We start from the raw sequence: 24,895 nt of genomic DNA on the forward strand, positions 1-24,895 counted from the left end.
GCGTCACTCCTGGCGACGTCTCCTTACGGGCAGGTCTCGCCCTGGATCAGCTGTGTCGAGAGCCGGTGTGATGACGCGGGCTCCAGCCCCAGAATCATTCGCGCGGCAAGGCGGCCTTTCTCGGTACTGTCCTGGTGGACGGTGGTCAGGCGCGGTGACCGATATTGTCCTTCCTCGATGCCATCGAAGCCGGTGATACGCAGATCCTCGGGAATTCGGATGCCACGTTGTTCGGCCAGGGTCACGGCGGTCAGAGCAATGCGGTCTGACATGCACAGAAGGAGGTCTGGCCGCTCGCTGGCCGGCAGGTCGAGTATCTCTGCCAGCACCGGCGCGCAGACCTCATAGGTGTTTTCCTCGATGTTCCACATCGCGACGTCTTGCAAAGACACCTCTCGCTCTGCCAGGGCGCGATGAAACCCCGCCAGACGCGAGCGAGTAATGGTACGGCCGGCCGGAAGTAGCGTATGGGCATCGGTGATGGGGCCATTGCAGGGCGTGTCGGTCAGGCGCAGGTTGACGATGCCGATACGACTGGCGGGTGTCTGCAAGGCATGTTGCGCGATGGTGTAGCAGGCGGGCTCATCATCCACATGGATGGCGGGGTGATCGCCCAGATCGAAGTCGACCGCCACGATAGGCTTGTGACCCGCACTCTGGAGTTCTTCTACCAGCGCCATGCTGGCCATGAGCCCGTAGACGATGAAGCCATCGGCGATGCTGGAAGATCCGGGCACTTGGGAGGCATTCTGGCGGCCTGAAAGCAGCAGTAGGGTATGGCCGTGAGCATCCAGCACTTCCGCGATGCCCGACAGCAGTTCGCTGGCGACGGCGTCCTTGAGGCTGTAGGTCAGCGTCTCCGCGAGTACTACGGCGATGATCCGTGAACGCCCCGTGCGCAGACTGCGCGCCTTGGCGTCCGGACCACGGTAGCCAAGGCGTCTGGCCTCCTCGAGCACCCGCTCGCGCAATGCTGGCGAGAGCTGGTCGGGGCGGTTGAAGGCGTTGGAGACGCTGGCGGTGGAGACGCCGAGTTGAGCGGCTAGCTCCTTGAGAGTGATGCGGCGAGGCGATGACACAGGCGTCGGGTTCCTGAAGATGAAAAGCTTGAACGATTAAGTGCAGAGATAGCATATCGCCACGTACCAGAAATGCCCAGAAAGTGACGGAGTTGGCCGAACGAGCGGCCAACTGGCACAAGGCGTCCAGCCGGGCAACGCCTGCTAGCAGTCCTGCACTTGCGAGGTATCGGCTGGCACGACCAGCCAGGCTGCCATCCTCGGCGCCAGGCTCAATTGGCCTGCTTCAAGCGAGGGCGTGGCCATGCCGGGCAACGAGACGACCTCTATCGGGTCATGATGCTGGCCATGAGGCATTCGCGAGCCCATCAGGGTAGGCAGATCGAGCATGACGGGAGCGTTGTCGTGTTCCGGGGCGTGACCTGCCTCGTGTTCCAGATTGGCCAGGCACACCATCTGCTGGTGAGGAGTGTGACGTATCACGCCAAAGACACCCTTCGGCAGCACGGACGGGGAGATGAGTGTCTGTTGCCCCGTCTTCAGCGTCGCATTCTCACGTCGCAGTTCCAGCAGCCGGCGAACGCGATTCAGCAGACTCTCGGGCACCTCTTGTTGCAGCGAGACCGCCTGTGACTGGTGTTGGGCATTGACGGGAAGCCAGGGCGACAGGGAGTCAGCGCAGAAACCACCATTGCGTTGGGGCTCCCACACCATGGGCGTGCGACAGCCATCGCGTCCCTTGACCTCGGGCCATAGCGCGATTCCGAAGGGGTCCTGCAGCTCGGCGTAGCTCAGCTCCGCTTCCTCGAATCCAAGCTCTTCGCCCTGATAGAGGCAGAGGCTACCCCGCAATGAGCAGAGTACCGTCAGAGCCAGCAAGGCGCGTGCGCTCCCCCAGCGGCTGGCACTGCGCGGAACATCATGATTGGACAATGCCCAGCACGGCCAGGCGTCTTCGCCATGCTCGGCAAAGCGTGCCAGAACGGCGTGCAAGTCCACGGCATCGCCCGTGCTGTTGAGCAGGTCGAAGGTGTAGGCCATATGCAGGCGGTGCTGGCCCGCGGTGTAGGCTGCCATGGCGGGAAGCGGGTCGCTGCCCCCGACCTCGCCGACGCTGGTGGCGCCGGGGTATTCCTCCAGCAGGGCACGAATCTCTTCCAGATAGTCGAGATTCTCTGGCTGATCTGCATTGTGTTTCAACAGTTGATAGCTGCGGGGATGACCACGGCTACGGTAGTCGTCCGAGGACGGCGGATTGTCCGTCAGCGCCTGGTCATGGAAGTAGAAGTTGGCGGTATCGAAGCGGAACCCGTCGACGCCCAGCTCCAGCCAGAAGCGCAGATTGTCGAGCTGTGCCTGGCGTACCTCGGGATGATGGAAGTTGAGGTCCGGCTGGCTGGCGAGGAAGTTGTGCAGATAATACTGGCAGCGCCGTGAATCGAAGGTCCAGGCCGGGCCACCAAAGGCGGCTAACCAGTTGTTGGGCGCACCGCCATCCGGGCGCGGGTCTGCCCAGACATACCAGTCAGCCTTGGCATTGTCCCGGGATTGGCGACTTTCCCGGAACCACGCATGCTGATCGGAGCTGTGTGACAGCACCTGATCAATGATGACGCCCAGCCCGAGCTCATGTGCGCGGGCGACGAGCCGCGAGAAGTCCTCCAGAGTGCCGAACAGGGGATCGATGTCACGGTAGTCCGAGACGTCATAGCCGAAGTCCTGCATGGGCGAGGTGAAGATGGGGGAGACCCAGATGGCGTCTACCCCCAGGGTCGCGAGGTAGTCCAGACGTTGGATGATGCCGGCAATATCGCCGACACCATCGCCATTGGCGTCCATGAAGCTGCGCGGATAGATCTGATAGAGCGTTGCGCCGCGCCACCAGTCGTGTGCGGCATGGCGATGGAGTTGGGTAGATGTCATTGCACGATCCTTGTTATTAAGGCGCTACGGGTCACGGGCATGCTAGAGCGCCGGAAAGGCCCCGCGTCTCTGCGCGAGACCTTCCGGGCGTCATCAGTCTGCAGGCGCAAGGCCTGGCGGGGTGAGGCCGTTGGCGTTACCAGCCGCGGCGTCCGATGCGGGTGAGTTCTCTCCCGAGCGCTTCCACCGCCTGAGCACCGGTCTCCTCGCCCGACAGCACCTGATGGGTGCGGTTGAAGAAGGCATTGGAGACGCGAGCGTAGGCATCGCCCGTCACCGAGGCCGGGCGCGCGACGCCGGTTCTGAGCGCTTCATAGAGCTCGCCCATCGAGGGGTTGCTCGCCAGCACCTCGTCATCCTGATAGAGGTGTTCGATGGTGGGGTTGCGCCCCATCTTCATGGCGTGGGCCTTCTGCTGCGGAGCGGCGGTGATGTAGGCGACCAGCTCCGCTGCGGCCTGTGGGTGCTCCGAGTAGCGTGATACCGCAAGATTCCAACCGCCCAGGGTTGCGCGTGACTCGCCCTGCGGGCCATGCGGGAGGGGCGCCATGCCGACCTTGCCTGCCACCGGGCTGCCCTCGGCCTGGCTGAGCTTCCAGACATAGGGCCAGTTGCGCAGGAACAGCGCATTGCCCGACTGGAACAGCCCACGTGACTCCTCCTCGGTATGATTCAGCGCGCCTTCCGGAGCGATGCTGCCGATCCAGGAGGCGGCGAGGTCGAGTGCCTCGGCGGCGCGCGAGTTGTCGATGGTGACCTCACCGGCATCATCCACCAGGGTGCCGCCGCCCTGGCTTGCGACCCACTCCAGTGCGTTGCAGGTCAGCCCCTCGTAGGCTCGCCCCTGGAAGCTGTATCCCCAGAAATCGGCATTGCCGGCGTCACGTTCCGCCGCCTGGATCGTGCGCGCCGTCTCGGTGAGTTGCTGCCAGGTCTCCGGCACCTGCTGGTCGTATTTTTCCAGCAGGTCCTTGCGGTAATAGAGCACGCCTGCGTCGGTGTACCAGGGCATGGCCACCAGACGTCCCGCTACGGTGCCGTTGTCGACCAGCGCGGGGAAGAAGCCCTCGGTGGCATCGTCGGGCAGGTAACGGGAAAGATCGACCAGGTGATCGTCGAGCAGCCCTGGCCACGCCATGTCGACGATCAGCACGTCGATATCACTGGAACCGCTGCTCAGCAGCTGCTGATACAGCGAGAGCTTCTCGGTGGTGTCGTTGGGAGTGGAGATCACATTGACACGATTGCCGGACTGCTCGGCCCATTGCTGGGTGAGCTCCGGGCACATGTCGGAATCTCCGCCAGGGCCACAGGCAATCGTGACCTCGGTGGCCAGTGCGAGGGGTGCCGTCAATGAGGCCCCGCTCAACAGCAGGGCACCGGCGCTACCCTTGAGGGTCGTGAGCATCCGTTGGCGTGGGTTGCTGATAACAGAAGGCATGGCGTGCGACTCCATCATTGTGATTGTTGTTGCGGCGTCCGGGATGACCGTCATCCACCGAGCATCCCGTGAAGCATCGAATCTGCCAGGCGTCAGTTGAGGGCGAGCCACATGGCGCTGCCTGGCATCAGCGACAGGGGGTGGTGAGAGGCGTGTGTCGCCGTGACACCGGCGATCTCGAGGGTGGTCCAGGTGGTGATGTCTGGCGCGAGTTGACTCGGAGCGATCACGCTCGGCGTGTCGCCTGTCCCGAGGTGTGCCAGACACAGCAGGCGTTGCGCTCCATGCTGGCGCACGCTGGCGAAGACGTCGTCCGGGAGCCGCTCGGGGGCAATTAGGGTCTGATCACCCTCGCGCAGCACCTGGCTGGTGGCGCGATAGCGCAGCAGGCGACGCGCTCGCGACAGGAAGCTGTCATCACGGTTTTCCTGCTGCGCCACCGACAATGGCAACTGCCGTGGGGAGACCGGTAACCAGGGCGTGCCCTCAACGCCGGACTTCGTCGCGCAGCGGCTGAACCCACCGTTCAGGCTGTCATCCCAGACCATCGGCGTGCGACAGCCATCGCGGCCCTTGATCTCGGGCCACAGGTTGATGCCGAAGGGGTCCTGCAGGTCCTCGAAGGCCAGCTCCGCTTCGGGAAGCCCCAGTTCTTCTCCCTGATAGAGGCACAGGCTGCCACGCAGCGAACACAACACCGTCAGGGCGAGCAGGGCGCGCGATTCTCCCCAGCTGGTCGCACTGCGTTCCACGTCATGATTGGACAGGGCCCAGCAAGGCCAGGTGTCTTCGCCTTGCTCGGCAAAGCGCGTCAGCACGTCGTAAAGCGCGCGGGCATCGCCATCACTGTTGAGCAGGTCAAAGGTGTAGGCCATGTGCAGGCGGCGTTGGCCGGCGGTATAGGCAGCCATGGTCGGGAGAGGGTCATTGCCGGCGATCTCGCCGACACTGGTGGTGCCCGGGTACTCATCGAGCAGGTCGCGGATGCGCTCCAGATACGCCAGATTCTCCGGTTGCTCGATATTGTGCTGCATTCGCTGATAGCTCTGCGGGTTGCCCGGGTTGACGCCTTCGCGTGGCATCGCCGGGTTGTCGGTCAAGGCGCGGTCATGGAAGTAGTAATTGACGACGTCGAAGCGGAAGCCGTCCACCCCCAGATCCAGCCAGAAGCGCAGGTTGTCCAGCTGCGCCTGGCGCACCTCGGGATGATGGAAATTCAGGTCCGGCTGACTGGCCAGGAAGTTGTGCAGATAGTACTGGCGGCGCTTGGCATCGAAGGTCCAGGCGCGACCACTGAAGGCCGCCATCCAGTTGTTGGGCGGGTTGCCATCCGGAAGCGGGTCGGCCCAGACATACCAGTCGGCCTTGGCGTTGTGGCGGTCCTGACGGCTTTGCTGGAACCAGACGTGTTGATCGGAGCTGTGAGACAGCACCTGGTCGATGATCACGCGCAACCCCAGCTGGTGGGCTTGCGAGACCAGGTGCTTGAAATCCTCCAGGTGGCCGAACATCGGGTCGACATCCCGATAGTCCGCGACGTCATAGCCGAAATCCTTCATCGGCGAGGTGAAGAAAGGGGATAGCCAGATGGCATCCACGCCGAGACTGGCCACATGGGGCAGGCGCTCGATGATGCCGGCCAGGTCGCCGATGCCGTCGCCGTTGGCATCCATGAAACTGCGGGGGTAGATCTGATAGATCGTGGCACCACGCCACCAGTCGAGGCGTGCGTGAGGATCGAGTTGAGACAGGGTCATCATGACCTCCTTGTGAGTCGCGTGATCGGCAAGCGGGAGATTCAGTGCGCCTCGCCAACACAGCGCGCGATGGCAACGCCGTGGGGCGGCAGCGTCAGGCGACCTGCCTGCCAGTGACCATTGATCATGCCGGGGGCATCCTCGAGGGCTTCCGCTCGCCAGGCGGTCTTTAGAGTCAGGGCCTGGGCAGAGAAGTTGAGCGCGATCAGCAACGACTCGCCGCCTGAGTGACGCGTGAAGCAGATGACCTCCTCATGCAGCGAGTGGAAGTGGATCTCCCCTCGGCTGAGGGCGGGGTGACGGCGGCGGAAGGCGAGCAGCTCCCGGCTGGCATTCAACAGCGATGCCGGATCGTGTTCCTGATGGTCGACGGCCAAGGCATGGTGGAAGTCGGGAACCGGCAACCAGGGAGACACGCGAGAGAAGCCCGCATGTGACTCACCGGCCTGCCACGGCATGGGCGTCCGGCAGCCGTCGCGTCCCTTGTAGCGTGGCCAGAAGGTGATGCCGGCGGGGTCCACCAGCTGGTCATGGCGTAGCTGGGCTTCACTCAGCCCCAGTTCTTCGCCCTGATACAGGCAGACGCTGCCGCGCTGGGTCAGCAGGAAGGCGAGATAGAGGCGCAGGCGCGCCGGCGAGGCTTCGGCGTCCCAGCGCGTTGCCAGACGTGTGACATCGTGGTTTCCCAGCGCCCAGCACGGCCAGCCGTCCCCGATCTGTGCTTCCATCGTCTGCAGGGTCGCCAGGAGGTGGTCGGGTGAGGAGTTCTCGGTCAGCAGATCGAAGGAATAGGCCATGTGCAGCCGCTGGTCGCCCCGGGTGTACTCGGCCATGACGCGCAAGGAGTCATCGTCGCCGACCTCGCCAACGCTGGTGGTGCCGGGGTATTCATCGAGCAGACTCCGCAGCCGTTCGAGAACGGCGAGGTTCTCGGGTTGGGTCTTGTCGTGAAGATGTTGTTGATAGCCGTAGGGGTTGTCTGGGCGCACGCCAATGAAGCCCTCAGCGATCTCACGCCGCGGCGGGTTATCCTTTAGCTCACCATGTGTGCAGAAGTTGATGGCATCCAGGCGGAAACCATCCACCCCCCGCTCCAGCCAGAATCGCACTTCTTCAAGAATGGCCGTCACGACCTCGGGATGATGGAAGTTGAGGTCCGGCTGCTCGATCAGGAAGTTGTGCAGGTAGTACTGGCAGCGGCGAGTGTCCCATTGCCACGCGGAGCCCCCGAAGATCGATTGCCAGTTGGTGGGCGGTGCGCCATCGGGTCTGGGGTCTGCCCAGACATACCAGTCGGCGCGCGGGTTATCGCGGCTCTGGCGGCTTTCCTCGAACCACGGGTGGGCGTCGGAGGTGTGTGATAGCACCTGATCGATGATGACTTTCAGGCCGCGCGCATGCGCTGCCTCGACCAGACGGTCGAAGTCCTCCAGGGTGCCGAACATCGGGTCGACATCGCGATAGTCGCTGATGTCATAGCCGAAGTCCTTCATGGGCGAGGTAAAGAAGGGGGATAGCCAGATCGCATCGACATTCAGCGAGGCGATGTAATCCAGGCGCTCGAGGATGCCCGGCAGATCACCGATGCCATCGCCATTGCTGTCCTGAAAGCTGCGCGGGTAGATCTGATAGATGACGGCGCCGCGCCACCAATCGTGGGCTGACACCTGGGTGTCTCGAATCGTGGACATGCGAGTCTCCTGGGCGGGAGCCATGGCTCCCGCCCGTGCGGTCCTTGCGGAGAATGAAGCGGTTGGCCTGAGGCGCCGTGAGCAGGCGCTGGATACTCAGTCCTGGCTGCCAGGTCCTCGAGGAAAAGCCCTGCAGAACAGGCCCTGAACGTCAGGCTGCCTGGCGTTGCTGGGTCAGGCTCAGCGCGCGATCCTGGCTGTCGAAGAGATGCACGTGCTCCAGGTCCGGCACCAGCGCGACGCGTTGGCCGATCTTCCACTGACTTGGGGCTTCACTGCGGTGGATCAGCAGGCTGTCGCCGTCTTTCGGATCCAGATAGACATAGACTTCGTTGCCCAGGTACTCGACGTTGACGATCTCGAAGGCGTTGTCGCCACGGGCCTCTTCCAGGCAGAGGTGTTCGGGGCGAATCCCCAGCGTCAGGCGGCTGCCGGTGCGTTCGTCGCCGGCATCGCGAGGCAGATCCAGTTCGCCGATCCCGGGCGTCGTGATGCGACAACCATTGCCCTCGCTTCGCAGCAGCTCTGCCGGCAGGAAGTTCATGGTCGGGGAGCCGATGAAGCCGGCCACGAAGCGGGTCGCCGGCGCCTGATAGAGCGTCTGGGGGCTGCCGACCTGCTCGATACGCCCATCACGCAGTACCACGATCTTGTCGGCCAGCGTCATGGCTTCGACCTGGTCGTGGGTGACGTAGACCATGGTGGAGCCCAGGCGATGGTGCAGGCGGGCGATCTCGTTGCGCATCTGGACGCGCAGCGAGGCATCCAGATTGGAGAGCGGCTCGTCGAACAACAGGATCTTGGGCTCACGCGCCATGGCGCGCCCCATGGCGACGCGCTGGCGCTGGCCACCGGAAAGCTCCTTGGGCTTGCGATTCAGCAACTCCTCAAGCTGGAGGATGCGCGCCGTTTCCATCACGCGCTGTTCGACGTTGTCCTTGTCGGCCTTGGCAAGCTTGAGGCCGAAGGCCATGTTCTCGTACACCGTCATGTGCGGGTAGAGCGCATAGGACTGGAAGACCATGCCCACGCCGCGCTCACGCGGGGGGAGGTCATTGACCAGATCGCCGGCGATATGCATCTCACCCTCGGTGATCGATTCCAGCCCGGCGATCAGGCGCAGCAAGGTCGACTTGCCACAGCCTGACGGCCCGACGAAGACCACGAATTCTCCGCTGCCGATCTTCAGGTCCAGATCCTTGATGATGTGCGTGCTGCCGAAGGTCTTGTTGATCTTGGAGAGGGTTACGCTTGTCATCTTGCGACTCCCAGCCGGTGCTCGGCACCGGCATTCGAAAGAAGGTTAGTCGAGTGCCAGGAAGGCAGCCTGATAGGCCGGCAGTACCAGGTGCGCTGCCTGGGACTGAGCCTCATCCAGTTCGGCAGTGAAACCCGTGCCCTCGAGAAGGCGCGCGTCGCTTGCGTAGGCTTGCGGCAGTGCGGTGGTCCGTTCGCTGCCGGTCAGGTTGAAGAGACACAGCATGCGCTGGCCATCGTGCTCGCGCTGAAAGCCCAGCAGCTCGTCACCCACGTCCACCAGTTCAATGTTCCCCTCGCGCAGGACTGGGTGTTGGCGGCGGAAATTCAGCAGGGTGCGTGTGGCATGCAATACCGAGTTGGTGTCGTCTTCCTGATTGGCCACGGCCAGCGGCAGGTGGCGTTCATCGACCGGCAGCCAGGGCTCGACATTCGAGAAGTCCCCCCGGGCCGTCTGACGCCAGGGCATGGGAGTCCGGCAACCGTCGCGGCCCTTGAATTCCGGCCACAGCACCTTGCCGTAGGGGTCCTGAATGCGCTCGAAGGGCACCTCGGCTTCCGGCAGGCCCAGCTCCTCACCCTGGTAGAGGCAGACGCTGCCGCGCAGTGACAACACCATGGCCAGGGCGACCTTGGGATAGGCCACCGGGTCTTCGTCGGCACCCCAGCGTGTGGCGCTACGCACGACGTCGTGGTTCGACAGGGCCCAGCATGGCCAGGCATCACCGGCCAGGCGCTGGAAGCGCTCGATGACTTCTCGCAGATAGCCTGCGGAGTGCGGGGCATTGAGCAAATCAAACCCGTAGGCCATGTGCAGCTTGTCGCCCCCGGCGGTGTACTCCGCCATGCGCTCCAGCGGCTTATCATCACCAATTTCGCCCACTGTGGTGGTGCCCGGGTATTCATCCATCAGGGCGCGCAGGTCTTTCAGGAAGTCGAGGTTTTCCGGACGGCTCAGGTCATAGACGTGTCGCTGCCAGGTATAGGGGTTGGAATCCGGCGCGCCCAGTGTCTTGGCCTCGCCCGCCGGTACCGGCGGATTGTCGCGCAGGGCCTGATCATGGAAGTAGAAGTTGACGGTATCCAGGCGGAAGCCATCGACGCCCAGCTCCAGCCAAAAGCGCATGTTGTCGAGCTGTGCCTGCCGGGCTTGCGGGTGGTGGAAGTTCACGTCGGGCTGGCTGGTCAGGAAGTTATGCAGGTAATACTGCTGGCGGCGTGAATCGAAGGTCCAGGCCGAGCCGCCGAAGATCGACAGCCAGTTGTTGGGCGGCGTGCCGTCGGGCTTGGGGTCTGCCCACACGAACCAGTCGGCCTTGTCATTCGTACGGTCCTGACGGCTTTGCTGGAACCAGGGATGCTGATCGGAGGTGTGACTGATCACCTGGTCGATCATGACCTTGAGATTGAGCGAGTGAGCGCGCTCCAGCAGCACCTTGAAGTCCTCCAGGGTGCCGAACATCGGGTCGACATCACGGTAATCGCTGATGTCATACCCGAAGTCGAGCATCGGAGAGGTGAAGAAGGGCGACAGCCAGATGCCATCCACGCCCAGGGAGGCCACGTAATCGAGTCTGGCGGTGATGCCCGGCAGATCCCCGATCCCGTCGCCGTTGCTGTCCAGGAAGCTGCGCGGGTAGATCTGGTAGATGACGCCACCGCGCCACCAGCTGGAGGAGGTCTGCATTTGGGCTTCGAGCAATGACATGAAGATTATCCTTTGACGGCGCCGGCGGTCAGGCCGGATACGATGCGGCGCTGGAAGATCATCACCAGGATGACCAGCGGTATGGTGACGGTGACGGAGGCGGCCATGATGGGGCCCCAGGGGAGCTCATGCTGGCTGCCGCCGGAGATCAGGGCGATGGCGACCGGCACGGTGCGTTCGCTGTCGGTCAGCGTGAAGGTCAAGGCGAACAGGAACTCGTTCCAGGCCGCGATGAAGGCGAGCAACCCGGTAGTGGCCATGGCCGGCCACATCAGGGGCAGGAAGACCTTGGTGATGGTCTCCCACGGCGTGGCGCCGTCCATGATCGCGGCCTCTTCCAGTTCCATGGGCAGCTGACGCATGAAGGTCGTCAGCACCCAGACAGTGAAGGGCAGCGTGAAGATGGTGTAACTGAGAATCAGGCCACCAGGGTTGTTGTAGAGATTCAGGCTGCGAATCACCTCGAACAGCCCTGACAGCACCGCGACCTGAGGGAACATCGAGACCCCGAGGATGATCAGCATCACGGTGGAGCGGCCGCGAAAGCGCACGCGTCCCAGTGCATAGGAGGCGGTGATACCCAGCAGCAGCGCGATCAACACGACGCTCAAGGCGATCAGGATCGAGTTGCCAATCGCCTGCAGGAAACTCTTCTGCGCAAAGATCTGGGCGTAGTTGCTGAAGTCCAGTGAGGTCAGCCAGTAGTTGACCTCGAACAGCTCACTGGACGGTTTCAGCGAGGTGATGACCGCGTAATAGAAGGGGAACACGGCGTAGACGATGATGATGGCGATCAAGGCCCATTTGCCGACCAGCTTGGCGAGTCGGGTCATCTGGTAGCGATTCATCGGAGGCTGATTCATTTATCCACTCCCAGTTGGCGGCGGCCAAGGTAGAGGTAGACCACGACGGCCAGCGCGATGATCAGGAACAGCATCGTGGAGGCGGCACTGCCGTAGCCCACGTCCTGAAACTCCACCAGTTGCTGGCGGGCGTAGATCGACATGGTCATGGTGCTGGACGAGTTGGAGGTCAGCACATAGATGACGTCGAAGACGCGCAGTGCATCGAGAAGGCGGAAGATCACGGCGACCAGCAGGGCCGGGGTGATCAATGGCAGGGTGACACGGAAGAACACCTTCACCGGGTGGATACCATCGACCTCGGCGGCTTCATAGCAATCCTTGGGCAGCATCTGCAGCGCGGCGAGTACCAGCAGTGCCACGAACGGGATGGTCTTCCACACATCGACCATGATCACGGCCCACATCGAAAGATCGGCATCCGCCGTCCAGGCCAGTGGCGCATCGATCAGCCCCAGCCCCATCAACAGGTGGTTGATGATCCCGAACTGGTCATTGAGCATCCAGGCCCACATCTTGGCGGAGACGATGGTCGGGATGGCCCAGGGGATGAGCACTGCGGCGCGGACCAGCATGCGCCCCTTGAATTCGGCGTTGAGCAGCAGGGCCACGATGATGCCGAAGACGACTTCCAGCGACACCGAGATGACGCTGAAATAGACGGTGTTCCAGACGGAATTCCACCACACCGGGTCAGCCAGCAGGCCGTACCAGACGCCGTCGTCCTTCACGAGATAGTTTTCAAAGCCGATGAAGGCGGCGCCGGTCGTGTCCGAGAGCGAGGCATCGGTCAGGCTGAGGTAGAAGGTTCTCAGCAGTGGCCAGCCGGCCACCAGGGCCAGCGCGACCAGCATCGGCGCGAGATAGGTCCAGGCCGCACGTACCCGCTGGCGTCTGACCTTGGTGCCGCGTTTGCGGGTCCGGGCCGAGGGCGTGTCCGTCGGCACTGACTCATTGAGCGTGGTTGTCATGCGAAACCTCCCGGGTTACCAGCGACGACGTTTGATGCGAGCCAGCTCGCCCTTCAGCTGAGCCACGGCCTGGGCGCCGCTCTGCTCGCCGCTCAGCACACTGTGGGTCGCATTGAAGAAGGCGTTGCTGACCTGGCCGTAGTTGTCACCGGTGACGGCAGACGGACGTGCCACGGCATTGGTGAAGGTGTCGTAGAGCGTGCCGAAGAAGGGCACGGCGGTGAGCACCTCTTCATCCTGATACAGCGCCGTGAGGGTCGGGTTGTAGGCGGCCTGGATGGCCCGGCGTTTCTGCTCGGACTCACCGGTGAGGAAAGCCACCAGCTGTGAGGCGAGCTCGGGGTTCTCGCTGTACTTCGAGACCGCCAGGTTCCAGCCGCCCAGCGCCGCTGCGCTTTCTCCCCCGGCGCCGTGAGGCAGCTTGACCACCCCGACCTTGCCAGCCACCTTGCTGTCATCGCTCTGGGTCAGCGACCAGGCGTAGGGCCAGTTGCGCATGAAGACGGCGTTGCCGGACTGGAAGATGCCGCGGGCTTCTTCCTCGGAATAATTGAGCGCCCCCTGCGGGGTGATCTCGCCGATCCAGCTGGCGGCCAGGTCGAGAGCGGAGGCCGTATTGGGGTTGTCGACGGTGATCTCGCCATCGGCATCGACAATGGCGCCACCGTCGTTGCTGGCGACCCATTCCAGCGCGTTGCAGGTCAGGCCCTCATAGGCACGCCCCTGGAAGACGTAACCCCACATCTTCTCGCTGCCGGCCTCGCGTTCCTTGGCCTGGATCTGCGTGGCAGTCTCTGTCAGCTCCTGCCATGTCTCGGGAGGTGCGAACCCGTACTTCTCCAGCAGGTCCTTGCGGTAGTAGAGCACCCCGGCATCCGTGAACCAGGGCATGGCCACCAGGCGGCCATCGACCGTGTTGTTGTCGATGATGGTCTTGAAGTGGCCCTGCGCTGCCTCTTCGCCGAGCGTCTGGTGCAGATCAAGCAGGTGATTGCCGAGCAGGCCCGGCCAGACCACATCGATCTGCAAGACGTCGATGTCACCGGACTGCGCTGACAGAATCTGCTGATAGAGCGAGAGGCGTTCCGTCGAGGAATTGGGCGTGGAGACGATATCGACCTCATGGCCGGTCTTGTCTTCCCAGGCAGCGACGCCCTGTTCACAGAGTTCCAGTTCGGCTCCGACCGCACCGCAGGAGATGGTCAGGTCCGCGCCCATGGCAGGGGCGGTGGTGGCTGCTCCCAGCAGGGCGAAGCTTGAGGCGATTAGCGTCTTGCGTTGCATGGTGGATCCTCGTCACTTGTTGTTGTTTGACCCGCATCGGACGTCTGGGTGGGGGAGAGTCACAACGTCGTTTGATGGTGGTTTCTTAATCGATTAAGGCGTAGTCACAGTCAAGCGATTGGCGTCGATATCCGCAACCTGAACTTTGGTCTTGCTGTCACCGATATGTCGCCAGAAATGGGAGTTTTACGCGGTTATCGCTCCCCTTTGGTCGAATTTCGACATAAGTCGTGTGTCTGGAGCGCCGGATTGCCACTAGGGTCTTAAACGATTAAGTGAATGTGGCCACCCCTCCAACGCCAACGCCAATGATTCGGGCGCCACTTCGCTGATCATCGCCAAGCGAGTGATTCGTCAACAACAACAAAGGCTCTCTTCAACATGACAACTCCCCCTCAGCACCCGCTCAAGACCCCACTCGTCATGGCCGTTGCCATAGCGGTCATGAGCACCAGCGGACTCGCCAATGCCGACGGGACAGGCGACATCGAGGCGCGGCTCGCAGAGCTGGAACAGCGTATCGATGACGCCGAACAACGGGCCAGAGCGGCTGAGCGTCGCGCCGCCGAGGCAGAGCGCGCGATGGCCGTTCAGCGCCAGTCGAATGAGGCTGATCAACCCGCGCGCGTGACCGCGCAGACCGAGGACCTCGAAGAGCGTCTGGCGGCCGTCGAGCGCCAGGCCAGTGGGGAAGAAGGTTTCTCCTTCAACGCCTATGCCCGATCCGGACTATTGATCGGCGAAGGAGGCAAGAGCATCGAAGGCGGCCCCTACCTCACGCCGGCGGGCTCGGTGGGCGGGGCGGTCGGGCGGCTGGGGAACGAGCCCGACACCTACGTCGAGTCGGTATTCAACTACAAGACCCGCTACGACAACGGGACGAAGGCGCTTTACCGCACCATGATTGCCGACGGAGTAGAGACCAGTAACGACTGGACCTCGGACGAGTCCAGTCTGAACGTACGACAGGTCTTCGTGGAGTTGAGCGATCTGCCGAGCTTTACCGGCGCCTTCGAGAATTCCTCCATCTGGGCGGGCAAGCGCTTCGATCGGGACAACTTCGATATCCACTGGCTAGACAGCGATTTCATCTTCCTCGCCGGGACTGGCGCAGGTATCTACGACGTCCAGCTTGCCGATGACTGGAAAGCCAACTTCTCGGTCTACGGGCGCAGTTACAGTGAATACCCGACAGAGGACTCCGATACTGGCGGTAATACCGACAACCTGACGTTCACCATGAACAACTATGTCGGCCACTGGCAGTGGATGGTCAGTGCCCTGTCGGCGGCAGACAATGAAGAGCGCGCCATGGACACGGGGGCCGAAGCGGCCGATTCCGGCTTCCACACCATGCTGGCCTACCATGGCGACAGCTTCTTTGGCCTTGCCGATGGCAGCTTCAAGGCCGCCGTGCTGCATGGCCGCGGGCTCGGTGCGGAGACCAAGGTCATCGGGGCTGACGGGAACCTGACGGATGATGCCACTTCTACTCGTCTGGGGCTTTACGGCACGACCTATCTCGCACCCAAGTGGCGCTTCGCGCCAGCCGTTCTGGCAGAGGTGAGCAAAGATCGCTACGACGACGGAGATGAATATGCCTGGGCGACCTTCAATGCGCGTCTGGCCAATGAGCTGACGACGAATTTCGAGATGCAGTACGAGCTGAGCTATCAATGGATGGACCTGGACCCCGGCTCGACAGGCACTGCCGTGGAAGGCGGGTATCGCAAGTTCACCATTGCACCGACCTTCAAGCCTGAGGTCGGTGGCTTCTGGAAGCGTCCGGAAATTCGCCTGTTCGCGTCCTGGAGTGACTGGGATGAGGAGCTCAATGATTACTCCGAAGATGATGCCCTCGGGAGTGCAGGCTTCACGGGAGGCGAATGGGCCTTCGGTGTCCAGAGCGAGGTATGGTTCTAGGAGCAGGATGCCAAGCTGATCATCGCCTGCCAGTGCTTCGATCTTGCCCGCGGTCAGCCGCGGGTTTTTTGTAACGCCATCGCTGGATGGTTGAGACGCTGACCGCAAACTGACGAGGAGATCTTTTTTCGTAATGCTGGGAGGAGCTGCTTAGGAAGTCGGCATGAATTTTCAGTATCGTTGTCTCTTGATTGTGCAGCTTGATAACTATGGTGCCTTTCCTGTAATAATTAATTGATGGGCATGCGAGAGGCTAATAAAGGATAGATTCGTTGTAAAAATTGATCATCCGTCACCTTATAGAGAGTTGTTGATGGGTTATGCTGAACATTTTGCCCTATACATTTAATGACAGTTGTCACATTGGTTGTTGAAGGCTGGGAAATGGTGGTATGCCACGGAAAGATGAAGGGAACTTTCTGTCGGTGATGTTGTATTGAGTCGGCTGGCTCGCGCTATATTTCATGTAAAGTCAGTGGTCGCGCCACCAATGAGATGAAGCGGTAGGGCTGTTGTTGAGCCCTAATATCTGTGCTAGCTTATATTCGTAGCCTGCCATGAGGCTCAATCACAGCATGTGACTGGTCATTGGTTAATTTTTATTTGTCGCATTATCTATTTGATTTAGGAGACTGCCATGAATAGTGATATCGCCGAAGGTAAGTGGAAGCAACTCAAAGGTAAGGTCCGCGAAGGTTGGGGAGAGCTTACAGATGAAGATGTCGACGAAATTGCGGGTCGCAAGGAGCACTTTGTCGGGAAGGTTCAAGAGCGTTATGGCATGAACAAAGAAGACGCTGAAAAGGAATGGAATAAACTGTCCGATTCGTGAAGCTTTTTTAATATATATTCCATGTTGCCGATGCTTGCGCTTTGCAGGCATCGGTTTTTTGTGTCTGAGCTCCAGCAACAAGAGCAGCACGCATGGCATACAGGGTTTTAGAATATTCTCTCGAGAATACTTGGGATGGCTATTCGATAGCTGCGCGCTGTCGGGAATGTTCATTCCGTTTCTCGACGCACCTTGCGTAGCTCAGTATTACTGACATTCTTGGAGGCTGCCCCTTGGAGAAGTACTGGCGTGTCAAGCCATTGATATTCTCCTTGGTCCCTAGCCAGGTGGGGCTATAGAGGGCATAGCAATACATTTACTGTCAAAGCCCTTTGCGACATCTTCGTGATTGGCGACCTCCGAGTCGTATCCAGGGGCATCGTCTGGGGGTACCGCGACGAGGCTCCAGCAACCGATGCATCGGCTGTTGCGTCAGTTCTACTGTGGTCCTGAGCCGTCGTGCTGCCAGAGATAGTCGCCAGGGTCGTGTTATCGAAAGGCGGCTATTGACTCCCTGGTGGCACACGTCAAAGCCAACGTGATATGGCTGTATTCTTCATCATGCGCCTGCTGCATGCTTGCGTGATCCGCGGTATGGTCGGCCAATGATTATCCAATGTGGGGTGGAATGCCTTGATGAGATGTTGAGCATTGAGCCCCGTTAGGGAGTGAGCATGAAGAAGTCCGAGGACATATCCTCATCCAAGCGTGTCACCATCACTGAAGTTGCCAAGGAGGCCAACGTCTCGATTGCGGCGGTCTCTCGGGCAATGAATCCTGAAGGCAGCAGCTCCCCCGAGATGCGTAGCCGGATCCTGGCGGTAGCCGAGCGAATGGGGTACAAGCCGAATCGTCTGGCACGAGGCATCAAGTCGCAATCCAGCCTGATCGGGATTCTCGTGACCAATTTCGAGAACCCTGTCTACCTGGCGATTCTCAGCGAATTTTCTGCTGCGATTCAGCGGCATAACTGCCACACCTTGTTGATCAACGTGAATACCGAGAAAAGCATCTCGGAGGCTGTCTCGTTGGTGATGGAATATCATGTCGATGCCTTGATCGTCACTTCTGCATCGGTGCCGCCGGAGTTGGTCGAGGCCTGTGCGAAGCAGAATACGCCTGTGGCCATATTCGGGCGTGATGGAGAAGATTCCGGCGCCTGTGTGGTGACCTGTGACGATGTCGAGATGGGGCGCATGGCAGCAGATCATCTCATTGATCTCGGTTATCGTCGGCTGGCTTATGTGGGGGCGTCGACCAAGGAGCAGGCCACGCTGGATAGAAAGCGTGGCTTCATCGAGCGGCTGGAGCAGCGTGGGCTGACCTTGCATGGCGTGGGGGAAGGGCATCGCCACAGCTACGATGCGGGTTATGAAGCCACCTGTGAGTTGTTCGCAGAGGCGGAGGTCATTCCTGATAGCATCTTCTACTTTGACGATATCATGGCATGTGGCGGCATGGACGCCATACGTCATGAGTTCTCGCACCGCATTCCACAGGATATCGGTATCGTCGGGGTGGATGACATTCGCTTTGCCTCAAGCAAATCCTATGATCTGACAACGATCTGCCAGCCATTCACGGAAATGGTCAACAAGACGGTGTCGTTGTTGTTCGCGCGCATCAAGCAAGGTGGCATGGCCCCCAGTCGGGTCATCATGCCGTGTCAGATCACGCAACGCGGGTCGACTCGTCACGTCAACTGACACGCGCGCTGCAGAACGCTTGACAGTTTTCTCGTGAAATCTTCTCTGGTGGCGGAGCAACACTCTCCTGGTAGTCCGCCTGGAATACTGGCGATTCGTTGGCACATCGGTGGATTTTCGTTCTTTCTCGTCCCTTGGTCTAAATGGCTTTGAAAACATTTTCAAAGCCGGTTTGGCTGCGCTAGGCTGCTTGATATGCAGCGTACCAAAGCCAAGGAAAAGCCCCTGTGGTACGCGATAGAACAATAACGCCATCCACGCCTGAAGCCGAGACGCCCAATGACTCAGCAGACACCGCCCTCATTCGATCACCGTTCAAGCTCACAGCAGACAGCGGAACACCAGTCGAGCACTTTGGCCCCCAAAGTGCTGCGCATGGGGATGATCGGGGGAGGCGTTCAGTCTTTCATCGGTCAGGTCCATCGTGCGGCAGCGCAGATGGATGGACGGTATCGTGTCGTCGCCGGTGCGCTGTCATCGAATCCCGAGCGTGCTCGCCAGCAGGCGGAACAACTCAACATCGCACGTGGTTATGGCGATGGTGAATCACTGCTACGCGAGGAAGCTGCCCGCGAAGATGGTGCTGAGGTGATCGCTATTCTCACGCCCAACGATAGTCACTTCGTCCTGGCCAAGCTGGCTCTGGAGCTGGGCTTTCATGTCGTCTGTGAAAAGCCGCTGGTCAATGATCCGGCTCAGGCACGCGAGCTTGAAGCGATTGCCGAGCGGGCAGGGCTGCGCTTCTGCATGGCCTATGGCTATACCGGTTATCCCATGGTGCGTCAGGCACGCGCCATGATCGAGAATGGCGAGCTCGGTGAAATCCGTCAGCTGCAGTGTGACTACGTTCAGGGGCACCTGGCCTGCCTGACAGATGTGGAAAAGGCAGGTCACGACTGGCATATGGACCCCGCCATCGCGGGGGAGTCGATGATACTCAATGATATCGCGACCCACGCCTTTCATATGCTCGAGTATGTTTCCGGGCTTGAGACCAGTGAATTGAGTGCCGATGTCACGGCCAGCGTGGCCGGACGCGAAGCGCACGATAATGCCAACGTAATGTTGCGCTATGACAATGGTGCCCGCGGCCTGATGTGGATTACCCAGGCGGCTGCCGGCGCCGAGCATGGCCTGAGCTTCCGGATCTTCGGCAGTCTCGGGGGGCTCGAATGGCATCAGGAAACCCCCAATCAGCTCCTGTTCCGCCGTCTTGATGGCGCTCCTGTGCTGCTCTCCAAAGGGGCAGCGGGACTTCATGAAGCCTCCACGCGCATCTCTCGTGTGGCCTTTGGACACCCCGAAGGTTATCGCGAAGCCTTTTCTTCCTTGTATAGCGACCTCCATGAGGACATCACTGCTTGCCAGCAGGGGACTGAACCGCACCCATTGGCCTGCTGGTATCCCGACCTGCGCAGTGGTGTGCGTGGTGTCGAGTTCGCCGCCACCGCGCTCGACTCCAGTCGGCGCAACGGCGATTGGGTGTCTCTGCCCTCTCGGCGGGACAGTCAATTGACGCGCTGATTCGGCTGTTCCATTGAGATAGCCAACACCACTTCATTCAGGAATGACGCAATGACGGGCCGCCCTCGAGGCAGCCGGTGCGGATTCTGCTACGCCATTGTTCGGTCAATTACGTTGTAAGGAGTACGGGATGAACAGGAAAGGGGTCGACGATCTGCGCAGTAATCGCTGGTTCAAGCAGGATGATCTGCGCTCTTTCGGGCATCGCTCTCGCGTCAAGCAGATGGGTTACTGGGGCGAGGAGTTCGTCGGCAAGCCGGTGATCGCCATCATCAATACCTGGAACGACCTCAATACCTGCCATTCTCACTTTCCTGAGCGGGTCAAGGATATCAAGCGTGGTATCACGGCAGCGGGGGGCTTTGCTGTCGAACTGCCTGCCATGTCACTGGGTGAGCAATTGATGAAACCCAGCGCCATGATGTATCGCAACATGCTGGCCATGGAAGTCGAGGAATTGCTTCGCAGCTACCCCGTGGATGGCGCCGTGGTCATGGGCGGGTGTGACAAGACCACGCCGGGCGTGCTCATGGGCGCGATCTCCATGAATCTGCCGACCATCTATGTCCCCGCTGGTGCCATGCTGCGCGGCAATTACCGTGGTCAGGTGTTGGGGAGCGGTACGGATGTCTGGAAGTACTGGGATGAGCGACGTATCGGCAACGTCAGTCAGAGTGACTGGAACGAGATCGAGAATGGGATTGCCCGCTCTCCGGGCACTTGCATGACCATGGGCACGGCGGCAACGCTGATGTCGATCGGTGAATCGCTGGGCATGAGCCTGCCGGGGGCCTCAAGCATCCCCGCGGTGGACGCCAATCACAACCGTATGTGCTACGCCAGCGGCAAGCGAGCGGTGGAAATGGTCTGGGAAGATCTCAAGCCGACCGATGTCATGAGCGAGGCCTCCTTTGATAACGCGATTGCCGTCGACATGGCGATCGGTGGCTCGACCAACGCCATCATTCACATCGTGGCCATGGCACGTCGTCTCGGAATCACGCTGCCGATGGAGCGCTTCAACGAGATATCGCGTCGTGTGCCGCTGGTGCTGAACCTCAAGCCTTCCGGCGAATATCTGATGGAAGATTTCTTCTATGCCGGAGGGCTTCCGGCACTGATGACGAACATCGGCAGTGAGCTGAAGCTCTCCGCCATGACCGTGACCGGCCGCACCCTGGGCGACAACATCGAGGGCGCCAAGGTCTGGCGCCCGGAAGTCATTCTCCCGCTGGACACGCCGGTCAATGCCTCGGGCGGGACTGCCGTACTGACCGGCAGCCTGGCGCCGAAGGGGGCCATCATCAAGCCGACCGCGGCGGACCCTCGTCTGCATGTCCATCAAGGGCCTGCCTATGTGTTCGAGAATATCGCCGACCTCAAGGCGCGTATCGATGATGAAGACCTCCCGGTCACGGCTGACAGCATCATCGTGCTCAAGAATGGCGGACCGGTGGGCGGCCCCGGCATGCCGGAGTGGGGCATGATGCCGATTCCGGCCAAGCTGCTGAAACAGGGCGTGCGCGACATGCTGCGTATCTCCGACTCGCGCATGAGTGGCACCAGCTACGGGAGCTGCATTCTGCATGTGGCGCCTGAAGCCGCCGTCGGCGGACCGTTGGCCATCGTCAAGACCGGCGACATCATCGCCGTGGATGTCCCCAATCGGCGGCTGGACCTGATGGTCGATGAGGAGGAGATCCAACGTCGACTGGCAGATTGGCAGCCGCCCAAGGACCGGCACCCTCATGGCTATGCCTCTCTCTACAAATCGCATGTCACCCAGGCAGATGAAGGCTGTGACTTCGACTTTGCCAATGGTGCACCTGGCAGTACCCCTGAGCCCGATATCTATTGAGCGCCGCTGCCTGAAGCAGGGAGATAAGGTCGAGGGTATCGGGGGCAGAGAGATAGAAGGTGTAAGCCCGCAGGGGTATCCACGCATGTGCCATAGCCATCGTCGACGGGAGTCCAGGAAATGGCGGAAATCGAACTGTTGATAGAGAGCCGGGCGGAATTGGGTGAATCCCCGGTCTGGGATGCCAGTCGCAACAGCCTGTTATGGGCGGACCTTTATGCCCCGGCGATCGAGCGCTACTGCCTGAGTGATGGCAAGCGAGAGCGTTGCGTGCTGCCAGAGACCTTGGGTGCTTTCGGGCGCTGTGCCGATGGGCGTTTGATCGTTGCCATGCGCTCGGGCATCCATCTGCTCGATTTCGAGTCGGGTGCACTGGAGTTCCTGGCCTGCCCGCCCGGTGAGCCGTTGGCTGGCACGCGCTTCAATGACGGCAAGGTCGCGCCGAATGGGCAATTCGTGATCGGCACCATGGATGAAGCGAGCCGCTCCCGGCCGTTGGGGCATTTCTACTCGGTCACGCCTGCGGGCGAGACGCATTGTCTGCAGTCAGGCCTCATTGTCGCCAATGGACTGGCCTGGAGTGCTGATGGACGGCGCATGCATTTTGCGGATACGCGGCGCGACACGATCCATGTCGCGGACTACTGCCCGGAAAATGGTGTCATGGGAACGCCTCGAGTGTTTGCCGAGACCCAGCCTGCACTGCACGGTCGCCCCGACGGTGGGGCGATGGATATGGCGGGAGGCTACTGGAGTGCAGGCGTCTTTGGCGGAGTCCTCAATTATTGGGATGCCCAGGGACGTCTGGCGCGCCAGGTCCGCCTGCCATGTCCCGGCCCGACCATGCCGTGCTTTGGCGGGGCCGATATGACAACGCTGTTCGTGACCACCTTGCGCAAGGGCATGAGCCCTGAGGCACTGGCCGCAGCCCCCTTGTCCGGCAGTGTCTTCGCGCTGGAGGTCGAGGTGCCGGGTGTCCCCATCGCCGCCTTTGCCTCTCGCTCTCCAGCATCACCCGACGTGCTGAATGGAGAACGCTCACCCTCCCTGGACACGACCCGTGAACCTCACGCGTGACTGTCCTTGTGACTGCTCTTGTGCCCCGTCCCTTGTGACCTCCACCGTTGATGAATTCCAGAGGGAGACCCCATGCGCCTCAATCGCCTCAAGCAACGCATTGCCCAAAAAGAGGGCGTCGTGAATGGCTGGCTCTCCATGCCGTGTGCCTTCTCGGCAGAGATCATGGCCCATCAGGGCTGGGACAGCCTGACCATCGACATGCAGCACGGGGTGATCGATTACAGCGATCTGCTGCCGATGCTGACGGCCATCTCCACCACTGACACCGTTCCGCTTGTCCGAGTGCCAAGCCTGGAGCCGGGGTTGATCATGAAGGTGCTGGATGCGGGGGCCTATGGCGTGATCGCGCCCCTGATCAATACAGCCGATGACGCCAGGGCACTGGTGGCCGCCTGTCGTTATCCCCCGCTGGGGATGCGCAGCTTCGGCCCTCATCGCGCCATGCTGTATGGCGGAGCGGATTATGCGAAGCACGCCAATGACGAGATGCTGGTGCTGGGCATGATCGAGACCCGCGAAGGCGTGGCGAACCTGGAAGAGATTCTGGCCGTCGAGGGGTTGGATGGCATCTATATCGGCCCTGCGGATCTGGCGTTGTCACATGGACACACACCGGGGTTTGATCACGGTGATGGCCCCATGGATACCTTGATCGGCGAGATTGTCGCACGGGCTCGGCAGTACGGCAGCGTCATCGGTATTCACAACGGCAGTGCCGCGCATGCGCGACGGATGTTGGCGCGTGGCTGTGATCTGGTCACGGTCGGCGCCGATACACGTCTGTTGATGACAGGGGCACAGGCAGTATTGAAGGACATGGAGCGCAGCGCGAATCATTGTGAAGGCTATTGAATGTACCTGGCCGTGGCAGTCGTTCGCTTGAGCCAGCGATACGCTATCAAAGGAGAGACGAAATGAATCAGTTCGCACGTTATCCCAGCCTGGAAGGCCGGCATGTCTTCATCAGTGGCGGTGCCAGCGGCATCGGCGCGACCTTGGTAGAGCATTTCTGTGAGCAGCAGGCGCGAGTGAGTTTCATCGATATCGATGATGCCTCTGGCGAGGCCCTGGCGGCGCGTTTGACCGATCAGGGAGGAGAGGTGCATTACCGACATTGCGATGTAACTGACATCCAGCAGCTGCGCACGGTCATCGAGGCTGCAGCAGATGAGTGGGGGCCGATAGGGGCCCTGGTCAACAATGCCGCGCGTGATACCCGGGTACCGCTCACGGAGCTGGATGTCGAGACATGGGATGACCTTCAGGCCACCAATCTTCGCCATGTGGTGTTTGCCTGTCAGGCAGTCTTTGCCGGGATGCAGGCGGCGGGCGGCGGGTCGATCATCAATTTCAGCTCGCCCAGCTTCCTGCGTCGCTCGCGGGACATCTCGGCCTATTCGAGCGCGAAGGCGGCCACCATCGGTCTGACGCGCACCTTGTCGCGTGACATGGGAGATGCGGGGATTCGCGTCAATACCGTGCTGCCGGGGTGGATCATTACCGAGCGTCAGAAGGCGCTGTGGTGGAATCCCGAGCTGGAGAAGCAGGTATTGGAAAATCAGAGCCTGCACCAGCGGGTACAGCCCGAGGATGTGGCTCGGATGGTGTTGTTCCTGGCGGCGGATGACAGTCGCATGATGACGGCCCAGACCTATATCGTGGATGGTGGCCTCGTCTAGCCATGCTGAAGTGGTCATGGCGTTTTCGCAGAGCGTTTTGGGAGGCTGCGTTTTGCATGCATCACTCCCCATGAAGCGCTTTTCGTGCCAGCGCCATTGGCAACGAGATGGCGGCTTTCGCCGGAGTGGTGTCGAGTGCTCCTTGGGATGATCAATAGGATAAGGGTGATCGAAGCGACAGTTTTATAGGCTGCTTCAATCATGCCAAGACATCCTTATTGAACTTTGATCCAAGGAAAGCACTTTTTTTGAAAATGAAGGTGAAAACGTTTTCAAGCGCTGCTAGTGTCTTTTCAAACGGCGAAGAATTCAGCGCTGACCATCATTTTCCTACGTCATCATCACTGAGCTTCAGGTGCGGATTTTTCGACTTGAATGC

The 24,895-nt window shown here is 60.8% G+C and carries 18 protein-coding genes; 8 read left to right on the forward strand and 10 right to left on the reverse strand.

The features are described from left to right. Positions 1–23: 23 nt before the first annotated feature. The 10 genes from HA399_RS06525 to HA399_RS06570 all read right to left on the reverse strand — a co-directional run bounded on the left by HA399_RS06525 (position 24) and on the right by HA399_RS06570 (position 13,914). Entirely contained in the window at positions 24–1,079 is a 1,056-nt protein-coding gene (locus HA399_RS06525; protein WP_404326513.1) for a LacI family DNA-binding transcriptional regulator, read from the reverse strand. A 144-nt stretch (positions 1,080–1,223) separates the two neighbouring features. Beyond that, positions 1,224–2,942 (reverse strand): alpha-amylase family glycosyl hydrolase, encoded by a 1,719-nt coding sequence (locus HA399_RS06530; protein ID WP_404326515.1) that lies wholly within the window; start codon positions 2,940–2,942, stop codon positions 1,224–1,226. Positions 2,943–3,078: 136 nt separating this feature from the next. Continuing rightward, a complete protein-coding gene (locus HA399_RS06535; protein ID WP_404326916.1) occupies positions 3,079–4,350 on the reverse strand; it encodes an ABC transporter substrate-binding protein in 1,272 nt (423 codons plus the stop codon). Positions 4,351–4,475: 125 nt separating this feature from the next. Then, complete coding sequence (locus tag HA399_RS06540; RefSeq protein ID WP_404326516.1) at positions 4,476–6,140, reverse strand: alpha-amylase family glycosyl hydrolase; 1,665 nt, start codon at positions 6,138–6,140, stop codon at positions 4,476–4,478. A 41-nt stretch (positions 6,141–6,181) separates the two neighbouring features. Beyond that, a complete protein-coding gene (locus tag HA399_RS06545; protein ID WP_404326518.1) occupies positions 6,182–7,831 on the reverse strand; it encodes an alpha-amylase family glycosyl hydrolase in 1,650 nt (549 codons plus the stop codon). Between the two features lie 151 nt (positions 7,832–7,982). Next, positions 7,983–9,089, reverse strand: coding sequence for an ABC transporter ATP-binding protein (locus HA399_RS06550; RefSeq protein ID WP_248379032.1), 1,107 nt, complete (start codon positions 9,087–9,089; stop codon positions 7,983–7,985). Positions 9,090–9,134: 45 nt separating this feature from the next. Further along, the gene (locus HA399_RS06555; RefSeq protein ID WP_404326918.1) at positions 9,135–10,775 is read right to left on the reverse strand and encodes an alpha-glucosidase; all 1,641 of its coding nucleotides are present in this window, start codon (positions 10,773–10,775) and stop codon (positions 9,135–9,137) included. A 26-nt stretch (positions 10,776–10,801) separates the two neighbouring features. Beyond that, complete coding sequence (locus HA399_RS06560) at positions 10,802–11,659, reverse strand: carbohydrate ABC transporter permease (protein ID WP_373456552.1); 858 nt, start codon at positions 11,657–11,659, stop codon at positions 10,802–10,804. Next, positions 11,656–12,630 (reverse strand): carbohydrate ABC transporter permease, encoded by a 975-nt coding sequence (locus tag HA399_RS06565; protein WP_043334056.1) that lies wholly within the window; start codon positions 12,628–12,630, stop codon positions 11,656–11,658. The genes HA399_RS06560 and HA399_RS06565 overlap by 4 nt, the downstream gene beginning before the upstream one ends. A gap of 15 nt (positions 12,631–12,645) precedes the next feature. Then, entirely contained in the window at positions 12,646–13,914 is a 1,269-nt protein-coding gene (locus HA399_RS06570; protein WP_404326521.1) for an ABC transporter substrate-binding protein, read from the reverse strand. Between the two features lie 381 nt (positions 13,915–14,295). Here HA399_RS06570 and HA399_RS06575 point away from each other — a divergent pair, with 381 nt between their 5' ends. From HA399_RS06575 to HA399_RS06610, 8 genes are all read left to right on the forward strand, one after another. Further along, a complete protein-coding gene (locus HA399_RS06575) occupies positions 14,296–15,837 on the forward strand; it encodes a carbohydrate porin (protein ID WP_404326522.1) in 1,542 nt (513 codons plus the stop codon). 637 nt (positions 15,838–16,474) lie between these two features. Beyond that, complete coding sequence (locus HA399_RS06580) at positions 16,475–16,669, forward strand: CsbD family protein (RefSeq protein ID WP_043334054.1); 195 nt, start codon at positions 16,475–16,477, stop codon at positions 16,667–16,669. 674 nt (positions 16,670–17,343) lie between these two features. Beyond that, positions 17,344–18,375 (forward strand): LacI family DNA-binding transcriptional regulator, encoded by a 1,032-nt coding sequence (locus HA399_RS06585; RefSeq protein ID WP_054555839.1) that lies wholly within the window; start codon positions 17,344–17,346, stop codon positions 18,373–18,375. Between the two features lie 381 nt (positions 18,376–18,756). Then, positions 18,757–19,899 carry a Gfo/Idh/MocA family protein gene (locus HA399_RS06590; protein WP_404326920.1) on the forward strand — a complete coding sequence of 381 codons (1,143 nt, stop codon included), beginning with the start codon at positions 18,757–18,759 and terminating at the stop codon, positions 19,897–19,899. Between the two features lie 130 nt (positions 19,900–20,029). After that, a complete protein-coding gene (araD, locus tag HA399_RS06595) occupies positions 20,030–21,757 on the forward strand; it encodes an L-arabinonate dehydratase (RefSeq protein WP_107335098.1) in 1,728 nt (575 codons plus the stop codon). 120 nt (positions 21,758–21,877) lie between these two features. Then, a complete protein-coding gene (locus HA399_RS06600) occupies positions 21,878–22,834 on the forward strand; it encodes an SMP-30/gluconolactonase/LRE family protein (protein ID WP_404326524.1) in 957 nt (318 codons plus the stop codon). 72 nt (positions 22,835–22,906) lie between these two features. Then, the gene (locus tag HA399_RS06605; RefSeq protein ID WP_404326525.1) at positions 22,907–23,689 is read left to right on the forward strand and encodes an HpcH/HpaI aldolase/citrate lyase family protein; all 783 of its coding nucleotides are present in this window, start codon (positions 22,907–22,909) and stop codon (positions 23,687–23,689) included. 62 nt (positions 23,690–23,751) lie between these two features. Next, positions 23,752–24,516: an SDR family NAD(P)-dependent oxidoreductase gene (locus HA399_RS06610; protein ID WP_192837993.1), complete on the forward strand. Its 765-nt coding sequence runs from the start codon at positions 23,752–23,754 to the stop codon at positions 24,514–24,516. Positions 24,517–24,895: the final 379 nt, after the last annotated feature.

It is taken from the genome of Cobetia sp. UIB-001 (assembly GCF_044789135.1).
Taxonomy (GTDB): domain Bacteria; phylum Pseudomonadota; class Gammaproteobacteria; order Pseudomonadales; family Halomonadaceae; genus Cobetia; species Cobetia amphilecti.

Bases quoted from the DNA above. Each gene is read 5' to 3' on its own strand.
- HA399_RS06530 (WP_404326515.1), bottom strand. From the start codon at position 2,942: ATGACATCTACCCAACTCCATCGCCATGCCGCACACGACTGGTGGCGC.
- HA399_RS06535 (WP_404326916.1), bottom strand. From the start codon at position 4,350: ATGCTCACGACCCTCAAGGGTAGCGCCGGTGCCCTGCTGTTGAGCGGG.
- HA399_RS06540 (WP_404326516.1), bottom strand. From the start codon at position 6,140: ATGACCCTGTCTCAACTCGATCCTCACGCACGCCTCGACTGGTGGCGT.
- HA399_RS06545 (WP_404326518.1), bottom strand. From the start codon at position 7,831: ATGTCCACGATTCGAGACACCCAGGTGTCAGCCCACGATTGGTGGCGC.
- HA399_RS06550 (WP_248379032.1), bottom strand. From the start codon at position 9,089: ATGACAAGCGTAACCCTCTCCAAGATCAACAAGACCTTCGGCAGCACG.
- HA399_RS06555 (WP_404326918.1), bottom strand. From the start codon at position 10,775: ATGCAGACCTCCTCCAGCTGGTGGCGCGGTGGCGTCATCTACCAGATC.
- HA399_RS06560 (WP_373456552.1), bottom strand. From the start codon at position 11,659: ATGAATCAGCCTCCGATGAATCGCTACCAGATGACCCGACTCGCCAAG.
- HA399_RS06565 (WP_043334056.1), bottom strand. From the start codon at position 12,630: ATGACAACCACGCTCAATGAGTCAGTGCCGACGGACACGCCCTCGGCC.
- HA399_RS06570 (WP_404326521.1), bottom strand. From the start codon at position 13,914: ATGCAACGCAAGACGCTAATCGCCTCAAGCTTCGCCCTGCTGGGAGCA.
- HA399_RS06575 (WP_404326522.1), top strand. From the start codon at position 14,296: ATGACAACTCCCCCTCAGCACCCGCTCAAGACCCCACTCGTCATGGCC.
- HA399_RS06580 (WP_043334054.1), top strand. From the start codon at position 16,475: ATGAATAGTGATATCGCCGAAGGTAAGTGGAAGCAACTCAAAGGTAAG.
- HA399_RS06585 (WP_054555839.1), top strand. From the start codon at position 17,344: ATGAAGAAGTCCGAGGACATATCCTCATCCAAGCGTGTCACCATCACT.
- HA399_RS06590 (WP_404326920.1), top strand. From the start codon at position 18,757: ATGATCGGGGGAGGCGTTCAGTCTTTCATCGGTCAGGTCCATCGTGCG.
- araD (WP_107335098.1), top strand. From the start codon at position 20,030: ATGAACAGGAAAGGGGTCGACGATCTGCGCAGTAATCGCTGGTTCAAG.
- HA399_RS06600 (WP_404326524.1), top strand. From the start codon at position 21,878: ATGGCGGAAATCGAACTGTTGATAGAGAGCCGGGCGGAATTGGGTGAA.
- HA399_RS06605 (WP_404326525.1), top strand. From the start codon at position 22,907: ATGCGCCTCAATCGCCTCAAGCAACGCATTGCCCAAAAAGAGGGCGTC.
- HA399_RS06610 (WP_192837993.1), top strand. From the start codon at position 23,752: ATGAATCAGTTCGCACGTTATCCCAGCCTGGAAGGCCGGCATGTCTTC.